General features: G+C 67.4%; 17 protein-coding genes. 4 read left to right on the top strand and 13 right to left on the bottom strand.

Translation table 11 applies throughout. The features are described 5' to 3' along the window. Positions 1-48 precede the first annotated feature (48 nt). The 6 genes from ACFWUR_RS20585 to ACFWUR_RS20610 form a co-directional block, all read right to left on the bottom strand. On the bottom strand, positions 49-807 hold the full coding sequence (locus tag ACFWUR_RS20585; protein WP_378908867.1) for an alpha/beta hydrolase: 759 nt from the start codon (positions 805-807) through the stop codon (positions 49-51). Beyond that, on the bottom strand, positions 804-2,237 hold the full coding sequence (locus ACFWUR_RS20590) for a TerD family protein (RefSeq protein WP_378909024.1): 1,434 nt from the start codon (positions 2,235-2,237) through the stop codon (positions 804-806). Before ACFWUR_RS20590 ends, ACFWUR_RS20585 begins: the two co-directional genes overlap by 4 nt. A 143-nt stretch (positions 2,238-2,380) precedes the next feature. Continuing rightward, complete coding sequence (pheT, locus tag ACFWUR_RS20595) at positions 2,381-4,885, bottom strand: phenylalanine--tRNA ligase subunit beta (RefSeq protein WP_378908868.1); 2,505 nt, start codon at positions 4,883-4,885, stop codon at positions 2,381-2,383. Between the two features lie 19 nt (positions 4,886-4,904). Further along, complete coding sequence (pheS, locus tag ACFWUR_RS20600; protein ID WP_378908869.1) at positions 4,905-5,966, bottom strand: phenylalanine--tRNA ligase subunit alpha; 1,062 nt, start codon at positions 5,964-5,966, stop codon at positions 4,905-4,907. A 255-nt stretch (positions 5,967-6,221) separates the two neighbouring features. Further along, a complete protein-coding gene (locus ACFWUR_RS20605; protein ID WP_378908871.1) occupies positions 6,222-6,461 on the bottom strand; it encodes a hypothetical protein in 240 nt (79 codons plus the stop codon). Further along, complete coding sequence (locus ACFWUR_RS20610; protein ID WP_378908872.1) at positions 6,458-6,793, bottom strand: hypothetical protein; 336 nt, start codon at positions 6,791-6,793, stop codon at positions 6,458-6,460. The genes ACFWUR_RS20605 and ACFWUR_RS20610 overlap by 4 nt, the downstream gene beginning before the upstream one ends. A gap of 470 nt (positions 6,794-7,263) precedes the next feature. Between ACFWUR_RS20610 and ACFWUR_RS20615 the strand changes: the two genes are divergently transcribed. After that, a complete protein-coding gene (locus ACFWUR_RS20615) occupies positions 7,264-7,818 on the top strand; it encodes a hypothetical protein (protein ID WP_378908874.1) in 555 nt (184 codons plus the stop codon). On the opposite strand, the gene ACFWUR_RS20620 is transcribed toward ACFWUR_RS20615, so the two are convergent. Continuing rightward, positions 7,713-9,146, bottom strand: coding sequence for an MFS transporter (locus ACFWUR_RS20620; RefSeq protein ID WP_378908876.1), 1,434 nt, complete (start codon positions 9,144-9,146; stop codon positions 7,713-7,715). The genes ACFWUR_RS20615 and ACFWUR_RS20620 overlap by 106 nt on opposite strands. A 102-nt stretch (positions 9,147-9,248) precedes the next feature. Here ACFWUR_RS20620 and ACFWUR_RS20625 point away from each other — a divergent pair, with 102 nt between their 5' ends. Continuing rightward, positions 9,249-9,821, top strand: coding sequence for a TetR/AcrR family transcriptional regulator (locus tag ACFWUR_RS20625; RefSeq protein WP_378908877.1), 573 nt, complete (start codon positions 9,249-9,251; stop codon positions 9,819-9,821). A gap of 72 nt (positions 9,822-9,893) precedes the next feature. Here the strand turns inward: ACFWUR_RS20625 and ACFWUR_RS20630 are convergent, their stop codons facing one another. From ACFWUR_RS20630 to infC, 5 genes are all read right to left on the bottom strand, one after another. Next, entirely contained in the window at positions 9,894-10,484 is a 591-nt protein-coding gene (locus tag ACFWUR_RS20630; protein WP_378908878.1) for a DUF1707 domain-containing protein, read from the bottom strand. A gap of 89 nt (positions 10,485-10,573) precedes the next feature. Continuing rightward, complete coding sequence (locus tag ACFWUR_RS20635; protein ID WP_378908880.1) at positions 10,574-11,371, bottom strand: TrmH family RNA methyltransferase; 798 nt, start codon at positions 11,369-11,371, stop codon at positions 10,574-10,576. Between the two features lie 35 nt (positions 11,372-11,406). Further along, positions 11,407-11,793: a 50S ribosomal protein L20 gene (rplT, locus tag ACFWUR_RS20640; protein WP_019046423.1), complete on the bottom strand. Its 387-nt coding sequence runs from the start codon at positions 11,791-11,793 to the stop codon at positions 11,407-11,409. 116 nt (positions 11,794-11,909) lie between these two features. Then, entirely contained in the window at positions 11,910-12,107 is a 198-nt protein-coding gene (gene rpmI, locus ACFWUR_RS20645; protein ID WP_056824456.1) for a 50S ribosomal protein L35, read from the bottom strand. A gap of 29 nt (positions 12,108-12,136) precedes the next feature. Next, positions 12,137-12,862 (bottom strand): translation initiation factor IF-3, encoded by a 726-nt coding sequence (infC, locus tag ACFWUR_RS20650; RefSeq protein WP_378909025.1) that lies wholly within the window; start codon positions 12,860-12,862, stop codon positions 12,137-12,139. A gap of 332 nt (positions 12,863-13,194) precedes the next feature. Between infC and ACFWUR_RS20655 the strand changes: the two genes are divergently transcribed. Continuing rightward, the gene (locus ACFWUR_RS20655) at positions 13,195-13,536 is read left to right on the top strand and encodes a DUF1844 domain-containing protein (RefSeq protein ID WP_378908881.1); all 342 of its coding nucleotides are present in this window, start codon (positions 13,195-13,197) and stop codon (positions 13,534-13,536) included. A gap of 466 nt (positions 13,537-14,002) precedes the next feature. Here ACFWUR_RS20655 and uvrA read toward each other — a convergent pair whose 3' ends face one another. After that, entirely contained in the window at positions 14,003-16,978 is a 2,976-nt protein-coding gene (uvrA, locus tag ACFWUR_RS20660; protein WP_378908883.1) for an excinuclease ABC subunit UvrA, read from the bottom strand. A 331-nt stretch (positions 16,979-17,309) separates the two neighbouring features. Between uvrA and ACFWUR_RS20665 the strand changes: the two genes are divergently transcribed. Further along, positions 17,310-17,942, top strand: a complete 633-nt coding sequence (locus tag ACFWUR_RS20665; protein WP_358115086.1) for a response regulator transcription factor — start codon at positions 17,310-17,312, stop codon at positions 17,940-17,942. Positions 17,943-17,946: the final 4 nt, after the last annotated feature.

The raw sequence follows: 17,946 nt of genomic DNA on the forward strand, positions 1-17,946 counted from the left end.
GCCAGGCTACGCAGAATCAGCGGCCACCACCGACGACCGGAGAGCCGGTTATCGAGCTGCCCAGTCGGCGATGATCTTCGCCCACTCGGCGCCGAGCGTGTCGATCACATCGTTGTGTCCCGCCCCGGGCACGACTATCAGCTGTTTCGGGTCCGGCGCCGCCGCGTACAGGCGTTCGGCGTGGCGCAGCGGGAGGAGTTCGTCGCGATCGCCGTGCATCATCAGGACCGGAACACGCAAGGTCGCGATGTAGCGCACGCTCGGATAGGCGTTCGGGATCAGTGGAGCGGGCAGGAACGGGTAGACCGAGCGGGCAGCGGCGCGCATACCGCTGAACGTCGACATCAGGATCATGCCCGCGGGCGGATGCTCGGTGGCCAGTTCGAGCAGCACCCCGCCGCCGAGGGACTTCCCCAGGTAGTAGACCCGATCGGGGTCGACTTCCGGTTGGTCGAGCAGAGCCAGACGAGCCGCCCTGGCGTCGAGGTAGGTGCCCTGCTCGCTCGGGATTCCCGCGCTGTGGCCGTAGCCGCGGTAGTCGAAGGCCAGTACGTCGAAACCAGCTTCGACCAGCAGCGCGATGATCGAAACGCGGTCACCGATGGTGCCCGCGTTGCCGTGTGCGTAGAGGATGTGGCCGAGCGGGCGCTGGGCACGGACGAACCAGCCGTGCACGTCGAGACCGTCGGCGGTGCGCATGGTCAGATCGCGGTAGTCCAGGCCCAGCGCCGCCGGGGTGTGGGCGAGATGCTTGTCCGGGTGGTAGACCAGCGCGTTCAGCACGCGGGTGGCGGGGTGGCGGATCACTTGCCACGGCCCGCCTGGAAACCGAAGTCCCAGTGGTAGAGACGGGCGATCTCCACGACGCCACCGCCCGGTTGTCCGGCGGGCGGGCGCACGAAGGTGCCCTCGCGGCGCACCACGAACTCGCCGTCGACGTTCTCCAGCGCGAACAACACCGCGTCACGGGAGTTGTCGGTGCAACCGTCGAGGGTCATCTCGATGGGCGCGGAGTTCGCCGTCTGCAGGGTGACGGTGGCGTGGACATTACGGAAATCGCCTGCCCCGTCGTAGATCGAGGCGAAGACCAGGATGCGGCGGATGAACTGGGTGCAGTCGAGATTGATCGACAGGTTCTCGCCGGTGATGCTCGCGCCGGTGCGGTCGTCCTGGTCCAGGTGGATGAACGGTGGTTCGTAGAGGGCGCCGAAGCGGCGGTCGAGGGCTCGCACGGAACCGATTGCGCCGTTGGCCAATTCGAAGAAGCAGCACAGATCGAGGTCGATGTTCTTGCCGCGGAGTTTGCCGAAGAGGCGGCCGGTGGCGGCCATCGAGGTCCAGTTGAGGTTCACGCGCATGACGCCACCCGTGGCACCGTGTTTCGCCAGCGACACCGACGGGGCTTCCTTGGTGAGTGACAGCTTGGCGAGGCTGACCGGAGGTGTTGCGGGCGTGCCGGATCGGGGGTTGTGCTGGGGCACACCGGGTGCCTGCTGGTGGGCCGCGGCGAACGGTTGGCCCGGCTGGGACGAGTTCGGCTGCACCGCGGGGTTGAACGGCTGCGGCGGCTGCGGCGCGGGTGACTGCGGTCGATTCGGCTGGGGCGCGGGAATGAACGGCTGAGTCGGCGGGATGTGGGACTGTTGCCGACTCGGCTGCCCCTGTGCGAAGGATTGGCTCGGCGGCGGAGGCGGTTGCGGCGGGGCTACCGGAGCAGCGGGGGCCTCGTCGACGGAGATGCCGAAATCGGTGGCGAGCCCGGCCAGTCCGCTGTCGTATCCCTGGCCGACCGCGCGGAACTTCCACGCGCCCTGCCTGCGGTACAGCTCACCGAGCACGAACGCGGTTTCGGTGGTCGCTCCGCTGCTGTCGAACCGCGCGACCTCGGCGCCGTTCGCGGTATCGATCACCCGGATGTAGAGCCCGTGGAACTGGCCGAAGGTCCCCCCGTCGGCAGACGCGGCGAGCACGATCGTCTCGATCTGCGGCTCGACCTGCCCGAGATTCACCGACAGCGCGTCGACAACGGTGTGGCCCTGCTGTTTTCCTTCGTACCGCACCGCCCCCGAGGGATGCACGGCCTGGTTGTAGAACACGAAGTCGTCGTCGGAGCGCACCTTCGTCCCGGCCAGCAACAGCGCGGACGCGTCGGCATCGGGCACACTCGGCCCCGACTGCCAACCCAGTTCGACGCGGACCGCGGAGGCAGGCACCGCGACATTGGCGCCTTTCATCATCGACACATCGACCAACCTATCCCGCCCCCGCACCGAGCCCAAGCTCGCCGGGCGGATCCGCGCATGCCGACCCGCCGGCGAACCACACTGATCGACAACCGAGGTCGCCCGACGGGTGCCGAGCGGCCTCGGTTGTCGAACGACTACTGGCCGCGCAGTTCGGCGCCGACCGCGGTGGTGGCCGAGGCGACGGCGGCGTCGCGGGCGGCGCTGGCCTCGTCTTCGGTGAGGGTGCGGTCGGGGGCACGGAAGCGCAGGGCGTAGGTGAGGGATTTGCGGCCCTCGCCCGCCTGGGCGCCTTCGTATACGTCGAACAGGGCGATGCTCTCGAGCAGGTCGCCCCCGCCGGTACGCAGCGCGGTCTCCACCTGGGCGGCGGGGACGGCCTGCTCGACGCTGATCGACACGTCCTGCAGGACGGCGGGGAACGCCGACACCGTGGGGGCGGGCAGGGATTCGCTCAACGGCAGGGCATCGAGGTCGACTTCCAGCGCGCAGGTGCGCGGCGGCAGCCCGGCGCGCTCCAGGACAGCCGGATGCAGCTCGCCCGCGTGCCCGACGACGACACCGTCGACGAGCAGTTCGGCGCAGCGGCCGGGATGCCACGGCAGGTAATTGGCAGCCCGGCGTTCGATCACGACGCCTGCCGCGTCGGCGATGTCATCGACCAGCGCGAAGGCGTCGGCGGCTTCGGCCGCACGGCCCGGCCCCCACGGTCCACGCGGGTCGTGCTTACCGCTGAGCACCGCGGCCACGTGCACCGGCTGGGCGGGCAGTGAGGCTTTGAGCTCGGCGATCTGCTCGTCGGTGGGACGACGATCCACCGGCAGCGCTTCGACCGAGTGGGTCCGCGCGCCGGGCTTCACCACCTGGGCGATGCCGTAGATGGTCAGGTCGCGCGCACCACGCGAGATGTTGCGGGCGGCCACCTCCAGCAGGCCCGGCAGCAACGTGGTCGCCAGTTCGGGGCGGTCGCTGTCGAGGGGGTTCAGCACGCGGGTGGTGTTGCGGCGCGGGTCGTCGGCGTCCAGACCCCACACCTCGAACACCCCACCGGGCAGGAAGGCGGGCGGCGGCACCTCGACGGCGCCCGCGAAGGCCAGCGCCCGGCTCACCGCACGGCGACGCCGCTGCTGCGCGGTCAGGCCGCGACCACCCGGCGCGGTCGGCAGGATGGACGGGATCTGTTCCAAGCCCTCGAGCCGCAGGACCTCTTCGACCAGGTCGGCGGGCTGGGAGAGGTCGGGACGCCAGCTCGGCGGGGTCACCAGCAGTTGGGTCTTGCCCGCGTCGTTGACCTCGATATCGACACCCGCACCGATCTGGGCGAGCCTGCGTACGGACGTGCCCGCGGGGTAGGTGACGCCGGCGACGCGGTCGGGCAGGTCGATGTCCATCGCGATCGGCGCGACCGGCTCCAACGGCACCCGGATGTCGGTGAGCGCGGATTCGATGGTGCCGCCGGTGATGTCGGCCAGCAGGGTCGCGGCGCGGTCGAGCGCGGCGATGTTGATCTCGGGATCGACGACACGTTCGTAGCGCTTGCCCGCCTCCGAGGAGAGCTTGTGACGGCGCGACGTGCGGTACACCCGCAGCGGATTCCAGGTGGCTGCCTCGAGCACCACCTCGGTGGTCTCGGCGCCGACCTCCGTGGTCGCGCCACCCATGACACCGGCGAGGGAGATGACGCCGGAATCGTCGGCGATCACCACGTCCTCGGCGTCGAGGGTGCGCTCGGTGTTGTCGAGGGTGCGCAGGGTCTCGCCCTTGTGCGCCGAGCGAACGACCAAGCCGCCGTGCAGCTTTGCCGCGTCGAAGGCGTGCAGTGGCTGACCGAGTTCGAGCATCACGTAGTTGGTGACGTCCACCGCCGGGGAGATCGGGCGCATGCCCGACAGCATCAGCCTGCGTTGCAGCCACAGCGGGCTCACCGCGTCGGGATTCATCCCGGTGATGCGGCGCACGCCGAAGCGGGTGCAGTCCGAATCGTCTTCCAGGCGGACGGGCCAGGCCTCGACGTCGGCGTCGGGCAGCGTGCGCACGGCGGGGTCGGCGTATTCGAGGTCGAATCCACACGCCAGTTCGCGGGCGAGGCCGCGCACCGAGAAGCAGTAGCCGCGATCGGGGGTGATGTTGAGCTCGATGATGGTGTCATCGGTGCCCAGCAGCACGTTCGCGTCGTCGCCGGGCTGCGCGGAACCGGGCTCGAGCACCAGGATGCCGTCGTGATCCTTGCCGATGCCGAGTTCGGCGACCGAGCAGATCATGCCGTTGGAGGTGTGGCCGTAGGTCTTGCGCGAGGAGATCTTGAACCCACCCGGCAGCTCACCACCGGGCAGCACGACCACGACGAGGTCGCCGACCGCGAAATTGCGCGCGCCGCAGACGATTTCCTGCAGTTCGGGATTGCCGACGTCGACCTTGCAGAAGCGGATCGGCTTCTTGAACTCGGTCAGTTCGGTGATCTCGGCGACGCGACCGACCACCAGCGGCTTGTCGATCTCGCCGCCGATCGGCTCGAGCTCGTCGACTTCTTCGACTTCCAAACCCACACGGACGAAACCCGCGTCGAGCTCTTCCGCCGACACCGACCACTCGGGAGTGGTGCGCTGCAGGATCTCGGTCAGCCAGGACTGTGCTACTCGCACTTGACGTTTCGCTCTCTCTCTAAGACCGGATACCGAAGGGCAGGGTGAACCGCACGTCACCCTCGACGATGTCGCGCATGTCGGAGATGGTGGTCTGGAACTGCAGTGTGCGCTCCATACCCATGCCGAACGCGAACCCGGAATACACCTCGGGGTCGATGCCGCTGGCGATGAGCACCTTCGGGTTGACCATGCCGCAGCCGCCCCACTCGATCCAGCCCGCGCCGCCCTTCTTGTTCGGGAACCACACGTCGACCTCCGCCGACGGCTCCGTGAAGGGGAAGTAGTTCGGGCGCATGCGCGTGCGCGTCTCGGGGCCGAACATGGCCTGCGCGAACGCGTCGAGCACACCGCGCAGGTGTGCCATGGTCAGGCCCTTGTCGATCGCCAAACCCTCCACCTGCGAGAACACCGGGGTGTGGGTGGCGTCGAGCTCGTCGGTGCGGAAGGTGCGGCCGGGGCACGCGACGTAGATCGGCACCTCGCGCTCCAGCATGGACCGCACCTGCACCGGGGAGGTGTGCGTGCGCAGCACCTGGCGCGAACCCTCCGGGGCGATGTGGAAGGTATCCTGCATGGTGCGCGCCGGGTGATCGGGCAGGAAGTTCAACGCGTCGAAATTGAAGTGCTCGGCTTCCACCTCGGGACCCTCGGCGACCTCCCAGCCCATGCCGACGAAGAAGTCGGCGATCTGCTCGGAGATGACGGTGATCGGGTGCCGGGCACCGACCGGTTGACGACGAGCGGGCAGCGTGACGTCGATCTTCTCGGAGATGAGCACAGCCTGGTCGCGCTCGGCCAGGAGCGCGGCACGGCGTGCCTCGAACGCGTCGGAGACCCGCTTGCGCGCGACGTTGACCCGCTTACCGGCCTCGGCCTTCTCCTCTTTGGGCACACTGCCCAGCCCACGCTGCGCGAGCGCGATCGGCGACTTGCCACCGATGTAGTCGGTCTTGGCAACCGCCAGCGCATCCAGGTCGCTCGCCGCCGCGAACGCCTTTTCGGCCTCGGCCGCCGCTGCTGCGAGCGCCTCCTCGGTCAGCGAGGCACTCTGCTCGACTCCACTGTTGTCGTCGGCCACGATTGTTCGACTCTCCCCTGGGGATCGGTTCGCGGGCGCGTCATTGCCATCCCGCATCGGTGCTGCGTAAATCCTATGGGATGGGGTTCGCGCGATTCATCCGGATTACTCGCGGGGGGATCAGCGCTGGTGGGCGGGGTCGCTATGTGGACTGACCGGTCCAGGTCAGCGAGGTGATCGAACGTCCCCGTACCGATCTGTCGGCAGTCCGGCAGTCCGGCAGACCGGCCGCACGGCAGCGTCGCGCAAAGGCGACTACTGGTCGTATCGAGGCAGGCAGGCGGTGTCGAGCGACATCGTCAGAGGCGCGAGAAGACCGATCGTATCGCCGTATACGCCTTCGATCAGTTCGGCGTAGCCGCCTGCGGCGGGACCGGCGAACAATGCCCAGCGACCGACGCGAGGGTCGATGACGAGAAGGGCTCGAACACCTGCCGCGGCGTACCAGCCGTTCTTGCCGTTGATCTGGGCCGCCCGTTCCGACTTCGAGATCACTTCGACGGCGAGTTCGACATCGAGCGGTCGGCGAGCCAGTCATCGTCGGTGTCCCAGGTGTCCGGAAGGATGACCAGATCGGGGGTGCAGTAATCGTCGACATCGTCGGGCATCGCGATCGAGGTGACCTCGTAGGCCGCCAGTCCCTCCGGCATCGATGGCTCCAACTGCTGGCGCAGCCGGCGAATGGACCCCGCCTGTTTCCCACGCGGGGTCGGTGACATCAGGAGCGCCCCTCCCAAAATCTCGACTCGCAGACCGGTCGCGCGTTCGATCTCCTCGGCGACCTCACGGAGATTGCCTGGCCGAGGATGCATCGCGGGAAGGGCCATGCGGTCGCTCCATTCGTGCGGACTGCCGTGATCAACGATACCGCGAGCCGGTAACGCCGGTGATCGACCGACCGAGCTCGAACCTGCCGCCCGCCCCGCACACCGCACCTACAGCGACATCGACGAGGGCGCGGGCGGTGGCGGTCCCCGAAATCGCCTGTTTCTCAGCGGAATCGGAAACTTTCTGGATTCGAGGGAACCGAATGGGTTCGGGGCGCGTCCAAATGAGCAAATACACCGGCGTGTTCGACTCGAGAACAGGATGACTCGATGGCTGAACAGACTTGCGATCCGGGATCGCCGCGGGGGCGGCGTGTTCGGGCTACCGCCGCGGGAAGCGGGCTTGCGTTGTGCGGCTTCGGGATTCGGCCGGTGGCACGGCGACCGTTCCCGCGTGCGGCGGGGTTGTGCGCGAACCGGCCCGAACAGCAGGCGGCTCCGGAGCAGGGGCAGCATCCGGACAGTGTCGGATGACGGGGCCCGGTGACCCTCGGGTCGAGTCGGCCGGTGAACGGTCCTATGTTCGGTTCCAGGCTGCGCGGCCCCATCGGCACGGTCGCCAGCCGGGCGTGTTCGGCCTGGTCGACGGGTTGTGGGCCGCCGGGCATCTGAGTGCTCGGGAGGTGCGGTTTCGCCGGGTCGGCAACGATTGGTTCAGCGAGAATCTGACGAATCCGAGCGATGTGGATCCACGGGTGTACGACCGCGACCTGCATCCGGGCGCGGCCTCGTGGTTCAAGGCGGAGGCGGTGTCGATGATCGAGCGCGTCGAGGGATATCTCGCGATTCTCGATACGCACGGTGTCGCGTGGGAGCGGTTGGACTCGACGGATCCGGGCGACATCGTCTATGACGACGCCGAGCAGGTGGTTGTCGTGCCTTTCGGCCACAACCACCTGCTCCGAGAACCGGTCAGTGGCTATTCCGCGGGCCGGTTGTGCCGGGGAATGAACACTGCCACCACCGCGGCGCAGGCGACCAGCGCGGCGCCCACCCACACCGCGGGTACCAGCCCGTCTACGTAGGCCTGGGGGTCGGTGTAGGCACCGTAGGAGGCGAAGACCGAAGCCAGCACGGCGATACCCATGGCAACGCCCACCTCGCGGATGGTGCTGCTGATTCCTGAGGCCATCCCCTGGTCGGCAGGGGACGCGCTGGCCATGACGATGGTCGAGGAGGGGGCGAAGGTGAGGCCCATGCCGATGCCGCCGAGGACGAAGGGAGCGACAAAGGCGAGGTAGGGGACGTCGGCGGAGGTGACCATCGCCATCCAGGCCAGGGAGATCGCCAGGCAGAGCTGCCCGAGGGCGATCAGGTTTCGAGCGCCGACCCGGTCGACGATCAGACCGGCCAAAGGAGCGATGACCATCGGGACAAGCGTCCACGGCAACGTGCGAATGCCCGATTCCAGCGGCGTATAGCCCTGGACCACCTGGAAGAACTGGGCGAGCAGGAAGATCGACCCGAAGACTCCGGACGAGAAGCCGAAGGACACGACGAAACTCAGGCTCAGCCCACGAGATCGGAACAGGCGCAGCGGGAGCATCGGGTCGATGGCGTAGTTCTCCCAGGCGACGAACGCGACGAGCAGCGCGGTGCCGCCGATCAGGGCGGTGAGTACCTGCGGTGCGCTCCAGCTGTCTTCGGCGCCGTGGATGACACCCCAGACCAGCGCGAGCACACCACCGGCCGAGAGCAGCACCCCGAGGTAGTCGAGTTTTCTTGCGACGCCTCGTGATTCGGTCAGCATGCGAGCGGCGAAGGGCAGCGCCAGCAAGCCGATGGGAACATTGAGCCAGAAGATCCACTGCCAGTTCAGGCCGTCGACGACCGCGCCGCCCACCACCGGACCGAGCGCGACGCCCAGGCCGGCGATGCCACCCCAGATGCCGATCGCGGCGTTGCGCATCTTCGCCGGAACCGCCGCGGCGAGCAGGGTGAGCGACAGCGGCATCACCGCCGCGCCGCCGACACCCTGCACCGCACGGGCGGCGATGAGCTGCCACGGTTCGGTGGCCAGCGCGCACGCCGCCGAGGCGACGACGAAGATAGCGATGCCTGCCAGGAAAACGCGGCGACGGCCGATCCGGTCGCCCAGCGCCGACGCCGACAGCAGCAGCGCGGCGAAAGACAGCGTGTAGGCGTTGATGAACCACTGCAGATCCGACAGTGACGCTCCCAGTTCGGCTTTGATCACCGGTAGCGCGTTCGTGACAACAAGATTATCCAACGTCACCATGAACATCGGAATTCCTACGGCGGCGATCACCGCCCCGAGCGGCTTGCTCTTCGCTCCGGTGTTCGGCGGCACCGCGTCCGCTCGCGGGTCGCCGGATTCGAGTGTCTGCGTCATGCCCAGCCCTTTAGTTGTTATTGACTGATAACTTCTTGTCCATGGTTATGCATCGGCTGATAACATGTCAAGAGGCAATCAACCGAGGAGGCAGCGTCACCGATGACGAGAACCCGGATGACCGCGTCCGAGCGCAGCGCGCAGGTACTCGAGGCCGCGATCCACGCGTTTGCCGACTCCGGTTATGCCGCAACGAAAACCGATGAGATCGCCAGGCGCGCCGGGGTGTCGCAGCCCTACGTGATCCGCCTGTTCGGCACCAAGCAGCACCTGTTCCTCGCCTGCCTGCTCGAGGTGTGCACTCGCATCGAGCAGGTGTTCCGCGACGCCGATATCGCCCCCGACGCCGACACCGCGGAGGCACTGCGCACCCTCGGCCACAGCTTCGATGTCTTCCTGGCCGAACGCGAACTACCCCTTGTCCTGCTGCACGGCGCCGCCGCCAGCGCGGATCCGGCGATCGGTGACCACATGCGGGAACGTTTCGGGCGTATCTATCGCCTGATCGCCGAGCTCACCGGCGCCGACACCCTCGAATCACGTCGCTTCGTCGCGACCGGGATGCTGCTCACGATCATGACCGCGATGCAGGTCGCGGGCAGCGAGGCGATCCCCCTCCCCTGGGCCACCGAAATCCTCACCGACCTGCGCAACGCCACCACACCCGCGTGCTGAGGCCGGTCGGCCGTGCTCAGATCGAGCAATTCCGGGACCGGGAGCGCACCGTCGTGAGCCGGGGCGGGCCCGCTACTTCTGGCCGTCTTCGAGTTCCCGGATTCGTTTCGCGGCCTCCGCGAGCCGCTTCTTCCTGGCCTTGTTGTCGGCCTTCTTCAGGTCCTCATAGACTTTTTCGTCGGAATCGCTGAACCGCAGGATCATTCGCGGAATGCTCAGCGTGATGATCAGCGACGGCCACACGATCCAGGCGTAGTCCCACCCGACGATCACCTGCAACACGAGAAAACTGATCAGGGTGATACCGACGATGATCCAGTCGATCGAGGCGACCGTGTCACCGCGAGCACGCAGCGCGGAGAGTTCGGCTGCCGCGGTGGAGGCCTCGACCTTTCCGTCGCTGCTCTTCGACACGGTGCCGTCAGCAGCGGACACCGCGACCAACCGTCCGTCCATCCTGGTCAGCGGCACGCCGCCGGGCAAACCGTGGAACGGTTCGGCCAGTGCCGCGAAGGTGCGGGCCGCGGCGACGGCGCCCGAGCGGTCGTAGAATTCGGCGACGTCGAGCCGCCCGTCGGCGAAGTGCTTGCCGAGCACGTCGAGCGCGTGCGTCCGTTCGCCGTCGCTGAGACGCAGTCCGTCGGGATCGGGAGTCGCGGTCATAGCGGCACTTCCTCGGTAGCGCAGGACATCGTTACCCGAGTCTAGTGCCGCATCCACCCCTGCGCGATCGATACCGGGCGGCCCTCGCCCTACTTCGCGTGCTGGACGCGGGCGCCGGCGTAGAGGCAGATAGCCGCCGCCGCAGCGAGATTCAGGCTTTCGGCGCGGCCATGGATGGGGATACGGATGCGATGGTCGGCGCGGGCGGCGACGGCGGGATCGAGGCCGTGTGCCTCGTTGCCGAAGAGCCAGGCGACGGGACCGCTGAGGATGTGGTCGGCGGAATCGAGGTCGACTTCGCCGTCGGCGGCGGTAGCGAGGATCGTCACGCCCGCGGCGGAGATCGCGTCGAGGGTCGCGGTGATATCGCGGCTGCGGGCTACCGGGACGTGGAACAGGCTGCCCGCGCTGGCGCGCACGCATTTGCCGTTGTGCGGGTCGACGGTGTCGCCCGCGAGCACCACCCCGTCGGCGCCGACCGCGTCGGCCACCCGGATCAGAGTGCCCGCATTGCCCGGTTCGGCGATCTCGACGGGGACCGCGAGCATGCGTGGACCACGGTCGAGGATTTCGCCGAGTGGGACGTCGAGCGTCTCGCACACGGCCACCAGACCCGGTGCCGTCACGGTTTCGCCGAGATGTTCGGCGGCGCGATCGTTGACCAGCGTGGTGCGGATGCCGTCGGCGGTGGCACCGGCGATCAATGCGTTGTCCCGGCCCGCGGCGGCGAGAGAATAGAAGATTTCGCGGACGCGGCCGGTCTCCAGCGCGGCGGACACGGCGTTGGCGCCCTCGGCGAGGAACAGGCCGGACTTGCGGCGTTGGGACGCGCGCTGGAGCTTGACAGCGGAAACGACCCGCGGATTGCGCTCGGAGAGCGCGTCCACGGGTCGTTCCGGCAGATCGCGGTGTGTTGTCAAGCTCAGGCAGCGGTGGCCGGGGCGTTGACGTCGGCAGGCAGCGCGGCCTTGGCGACAGCCACCAGGCCGGCGAAGGCCTCGGCGTCGGAGACCGCGAGCTCGGCGAGGATCTTGCGGTCCACCTCGACACCAGCGGCCTTGAGGCCCTGGATGAAGCGGTTGTAGGTGATGTCGTTCAGACGCGCGGCGGCGTTGATACGAGCAATCCACAGCTTGCGGAAGTCACCCTTGCGCGCCTTGCGGTCGCGGTAGGCGTAGGTCAGCGAGTGGAGCTGCTGTTCCTTGGCCTTGCGGTACAGGCGCGAACGCTGGCCCCGGTAGCCCTTGGAGGCCTCGAGGATGGAACGGCGCTTCTTCTGAGCGTTGACGGCCCTTTTGACGCGTGCCACTTTGGTAGTCCTTGATCATCTGGGGGCGCGGCGGCGCCCGAATTCGGTAGTTGTCGGCGTCCGGTTATCCCGGCCGCGGAATCGTCGGGTTGCGACGGTCCTGCGTGACCCGAAGGTCAGGCGAGACCCAGCAGCCGCTTCACGCGGGGGACGTCGACGGAAGCGACGGACTCCGTGCCTTCCAGACGACGAGTCCGGCGAGAGGACTTGTGCTCCAGGAGGTGGCGACGGTTCGCCTGCTCGCGAAGCAGCTTGCCCCGGCCGGTCACCTTGAATCGCTTCTTGGCGCCGCTGTGGGTCTTGTTCTTCGGCATGGATTCCTCTATCTAGTCGTTGAAATCGTTTACTGCGGGTCGGCCGGCGCAGCCTGCTCGGCAGGCGCGGCCTGCTCGACCGGTGCTGCCGACTCGACCGGCGCGGCCGGTTCGGCACTCGCGGGACCGGTCGGCTGGCGAACTGCCGCCGGGGCCGAAGAGTCCTGCTGGGCCTTCACCCGCGTCTTCGCGCCCTTGTGGGGAGCGAGGACCATGGTCATGTTGCGGCCGTCCTGCTTGGCCGAGGTCTCCACGAAGCCGAGATCGGCAACATCGGAGCCCAGACGCTGGAGCAGCCGGAAGCCGAGTTCGGGACGCGACTGCTCACGACCGCGGAACATGATCGTGACCTTGACCTTGGACCCGGCTTCGAGGAAGCGAACAACGTTGCGCTTCTTGGTCTCGTAGTCGTGGTCGTCGATCTTCGGGCGGAGCTTCTGCTCCTTGATCACGGTCTGGACCTGGTTCTTGCGGGACTCGCGCGCCTTCTGCGCGGTCTCGTACTTGAACTTGCCGTAGTCCATGATCTTGCAGACCGGCGGACGGGCATCGGGTGCTACCTCGACGAGGTCGAGGTCGGCTTCGAGCGCGACGCGTAGTGCATCTTCAACACGCACGATCCCAACCTGTTCGCCGCCGGGTCCGATGAGACGAACCTCGGGAACACGGATGCGATCGTTGATGCGGGTCTCAGTGCTGATGGGGCCTCCTAGGTCAAGCGGTGTCGTCTTAACGACCGCACGCAATAACTGCAACCCCTGTTTCAACACGAAAGCCCCGCTGCGGATTTCCGCGACGGGGCCCGATGTCGACCGATCGCCCACAGCCAACGCTCTCACGAGCTCGGCTGTCGACCCCCGCGTGCGAGGCACACGGGAAACCCGCCACAATGAGCGGGTGACCGGGACCGTTTGATCCGAACGATCGCTCGCCGGTAACGGTGGGAGTCGGGCTCCACTTATCTGCCCCATGGATGCATGACACATCCAGGGGCGGTCGTCAGCGAAAAGCCTAGCATGGCGTTGGGCTATCACCGAATCGGCCGGGCGCGAGGATTCGGAATCGGGCTCGCTATAGCCTGATCAGCATGACTGACGAGCTCGATCCACCCGTGCGCGACCTGGCCGACATCCCCGCCGTCGAGGTGATCAGCCGCGCCGCCGTGATGCTGATGAGCTCGGCCGCGGAGAAGCTCGGCCTGGCCGGGGACACCCCGAACTCGGGCGCGGGCGTGGACCTCGACGAGGCGCGCCGGGTGATCACCGCACTGGCCGGGCTGGTCACGGCGTCGGTGGAGTACCTCGGCCCGCACGCGGGACCGATCCGCGAGGGATTGCAGGCGCTGCAGCGCGCGTTCCGTGAGGCGTCCTCGGTGCCGGACGCGCCGGGGATGGGCCCGGGCGAGAAGTACACCGGTCCGGTGCACTGAGACCTGTCGACGAAAAGATCCGCCGACGCGATCGCGTCGGCGGATCTTTTCTGTGCGGCGAACGAGCGTCGCGACTCAGACCACGGGGGTCGGAGTGGGGCCGCCGGGGGTGACCGACACGGCCGAGCCGGAGGTGATCATGTTGGCGATTGCGGCGAACAGCGCCGAGCTTCCGGTATCCATTTCAGGCTTTCCTTTCGATTCCGCGGATCAGACAGTCGGCTTGGTGGGCTCGTAAGCCACCGAGGAGCCGCCGGCGAGGAAACCGAGAATCTGGGCGATGAGCGCCGTGGTGGCTTCATCCATGAGGACGTTCCTTTCGAACTACACGACGATCGAGCCGTCGACAAACCGCCACGACCCGGTATTCCGGGGACGGTGAGGCGAATGTTACCCACGGCCGTTTCACTTCGTGGCGCTTTCGGAAAGTCCCTGTCGGAACGTCTCGGAAGGACGGTAGCCGGGCTCAGCGCAGCGCGGCTGCCTTTCGCGCCAACCGCTTGGCCGTAGGTGTCTCCGCCGGCGCCTTCTTCGCCGCGGGGGCGGCTTTCTTGGCTGCCTTCTTCGCCGCGGGCTTCTTCGGCGTCGGCGCGGCCAGGACCCCTTCGAGGAATTGACCGGTGTAGCTGTCCGACACCGCGGCGATGTCCTCGGGCGTGCCGGTGGCGACCACGGTGCCGCCGCCGGAACCGCCCTCGGGGCCCATGTCGATGACCCAGTCGGCGGTCTTGATCACATCGAGGTTGTGCTCGATGACGATCACCGTGTTGCCCTTGTCGACCAGACCGTTGATCACCTTGAGCAGCTTGCGGATGTCCTCGAAGTGCAGACCGGTGGTCGGTTCGTCCAGGATGTAGACCGTCCGCCCAGCGGATCGTTTCTGCAGTTCAGCGGCCAGTTTCACCCGCTGGGCCTCACCACCGGACAGAGTCGGCGCGCTCTGGCCGAGTCGCACGTAGCCCAGGCCGACCTCGACCAGAGTCTTGAGGTAGCGGTGGATCGAGGTGATCGCCTCGAAGAAGTCGGCGGCCTCGTCGATCGGCATGTCGAGCACCTCGGCGATGGTCTTGCCCTTGTAGTGCACCTCCAGGGTTTCCCGGTTGTAGCGGGCACCGTGGCAGACCTCGCAGGGGACGTAGACGTCGGGGAGGAAGTTCATCTCGATCTTGAGCGTGCCGTCGCCCGAGCAGGCTTCGCAGCGGCCGCCCTTGACGTTGAACGAGAACCGTCCCGGTTGGTAGCCGCGGACCTTCGCCTCGGTGGTGGAGGCGAACAGGGTGCGGATCTTGTCGAAGACGCCGGTGTAGGTGGCGGGATTCGAGCGCGGGGTGCGACCGATCGGCGACTGGTCGACCTGCACCAGCTTGTCGAGGTTGTCGAGGCCGTTGATCCTGGTGTGCCTGCCCGGCACCTGGCGGGCACCGTTGAGCTTGTTGGCCAGCACGGTGGCCAGGATGTCGTTGACCAGGGTCGACTTGCCCGAGCCCGAGACACCGGTGACGGCGGTGAGCACACCCAGCGGGAACGCCACATCGACGTTTTGCAGATTGTGTTCGGTGGCGCCGACGACGGTGAGCCTGCGCTTCTTGTCGATCGCACGGCGCACCAGGGGCAGCTCGATCTGCTCGCGGCCCGAAAGGTAAGCGCCGGTGAGGGATTCGGGCACCTCGAGTAGTTCGGCATAGGGGCCGCTGTGCACCACCCGGCCACCGTGTTCGCCGGCGAGCGGACCGATGTCGACCACCCAGTCCGAGGCACGGATGGTGTCCTCGTCGTGCTCGACGACGATCAGGGTGTTGCCCAGCTTCTTCAGACGCAGCAGCGTCTCGATGAGCCTGCGGTTGTCGCGCTGATGCAGGCCGATCGACGGCTCGTCGAGGACATAGAGGACACCGACCAGGCCCGAACCGATCTGGGTGGCCAGCCGGATGCGCTGTGCCTCACCACCGGACAGAGTCGCGGCGGCGCGCGAGAGCGTCAGATACTCCAGACCGACATCGAGCAGGAACCCGAGCCTGGCCTGGATCTCCTTGAGCACCTGACCGGCGATCGCGGCCTCGCGCTCCCCCAGCGTGAGCGAGTTCAGGAAGTGCGCGCAATCACCGATGGACAGCTCGCTGACCTCGGCGATCGACTTGTCGGTGCCGTCCGCGGCCAGGGTGACGGCCAGGATCTCCGGGCGCAGCCGGGAGCCGTTGCAGACCGGGCACGCCACATCCCGCATGTAGCCGTCGTAGTGCTCTTTCATCTGCTCGGACTCGGTGTTGTCCATGCGCCGCTGCAGGAACGGCATCACGCCTTCGAAATCGGCGTAGTAGGAGCGCTTGCGGCCGTAGCGATTGGTGTAGGACACGTGTACCTGGTCGGAGCTGCCTTCCAGCACCGCCTTGCGCGCCTTCGTCGGCAGCTCGCGCCACGGGGTATCCATGGAGAAGCCGACTGCCTCGGCCAGGCCGGAGAGCAACCGGTTGAAGTATTCCGCGGTCTGCCCGCGCGACCACGGGGCGATCGCGCCCTCGGCCAGGCTCAGGTCCGGGTCGGGCACCACGAGTTCCGGGTCGACCTCCTTGCGGATGCCGAGGCCGGTGCAGTCGGGGCAGGCGCCGTAGGGCGAGTTGAACGAGAACGAGCGGGGCTCGAGGTCTTCGATATCCAGCGGGTGACCGTTGGGGCAGGCCAGGCGTTCGGAGAAGCGGCGCTCACGGTCGTGGGCGTGCTCGTCGCGGTCGACGAAATCGAGCACGACGATGCCGTCGGCCAGGCGCAGCGCGGTCTCGATCGAGTCGGTGAGGCGCTGCTTGGAAGCGGCCTTGACCGAGAGGCGGTCGACCACCACCTCGACGTCGTGCTTCTCCTGCTTCTTCAGCTTCGGCGGATCGGTGAGCGGATACACCACACCGTCGACCCGCACGCGCGAATAGCCCTGGGTCTTGAGCTGGTCGAACAGGTCGACGAACTCGCCCTTGCGGGTGCGCACCACCGGCGCGAGCACCTGGAATTTGAGGCCGTCGTCCATGGCGAGCACCTGGTCGACGATCTGTTGCGGGCTCTGCTTTTCGATCAGCTCGTGACACACCGGGCAGTGCGGCGTACCCGCGCGGGCGTAGAGCAGGCGCAGGTAGTCGTAGACCTCGGTGATGGTGCCGACCGTGGACCGCGGGTTGCGGTTGGTCGACTTCTGGTCGATCGACACCGCGGGCGAGAGGCCCTCGATGAAGTCGACATCCGGCTTGTCCATCTGCCCGAGGAACTGTCGCGCGTAGGCCGACAGCGACTCGACGTAGCGGCGCTGCCCCTCGGCGAAAATCGTGTCGAACGCCAGGCTCGACTTCCCGGAACCGGACAGACCGGTGAACACGATCAGGCTGTCGCGCGGCAAATCCAGGTCTACCCCTTTCAGGTTGTGTTCCCGAGCTCCGCGCACAGTGAGGCGTTCCGCCACCTGGTGAATCCCTTCTCCATCGTCATCCGCCGACCGGACATGATCCCCCGCTGACAATGCTAGGCGCGGGGTCCGACAGATTCGGCTGGAGCGCTGGTGCGCTCGAGTTCGCGGCCCCGCCGATTCCGGGTTCGGGCACTGTTGCTCACCCCCTTCGTCGCCTACGCGACGACACCAGAACAGCGAGGCGGCCGCGAACCGCCGGTTCGCGGCGACCCCTCCTCGCGGCCGGGTCGCGCGGGCCGAGTTCCCAATCCACGCCCGCTGTTTCGGGAATGCGGATTATGTTTGACGACAGGTGGGAATCGTTCGACATGATGAAGGAGCCGGAGTGCTCGAGGTGTTCCTGGTCGACGACCACGAGATCGTCCGGCGTGGGTTGATCGACCTGCTCGAAGGTGATCCAGAACTCACTGTGATCGGTCAGGCGGGCGGAGTCGCCGAGGCGATGGTGCGCATTCGCGAGGCCCGCCCCGATGTCGCGGTCCTCGATGTGCGCTTACCCGACGGCAACGGCATCGAGCTGTGCCGCAACCTCCTGGCCGAGTTCGACGACCTGCGCTGTCTCATCCTGACCTCGTTCTCCGACGAGCACGCCATGCTCGACGCCATCCTGGCCGGTGCCAGTGGCTATGTGGTGAAGAACATCGACGGGATGAAGCTGGCCGACGCGATCAAACAGGTCGGCGCGGGCCACTCGCTGCTCGACACCCGCGCGGCCGATGCCCTGCGCGCCCGGCTGCGCCGCAGCGCCGAACCCTCCGGGCCGCTGGCCGGGCTCACCGACCAGGAACGCCGCCTACTCGAATTACTCGGCGAGGGTCTGACCAACCGGCAGATCGCCGCGCGCATGTTCCTCGCGGAGAAGACGGTGAAGAACTATGTGTCGCGACTGCTGGCGAAACTCGGGGTCGAACGGCGCACCCAGGCCGCCGTCCTGGCGACGAAGCTGCGCGAACCGTGAGGAA

The sequence above is a fragment of the Nocardia sp. NPDC058633 genome, from assembly GCF_042717045.1.
Classification (GTDB): Bacteria; Actinomycetota; Actinomycetes; order Mycobacteriales; family Mycobacteriaceae; genus Nocardia.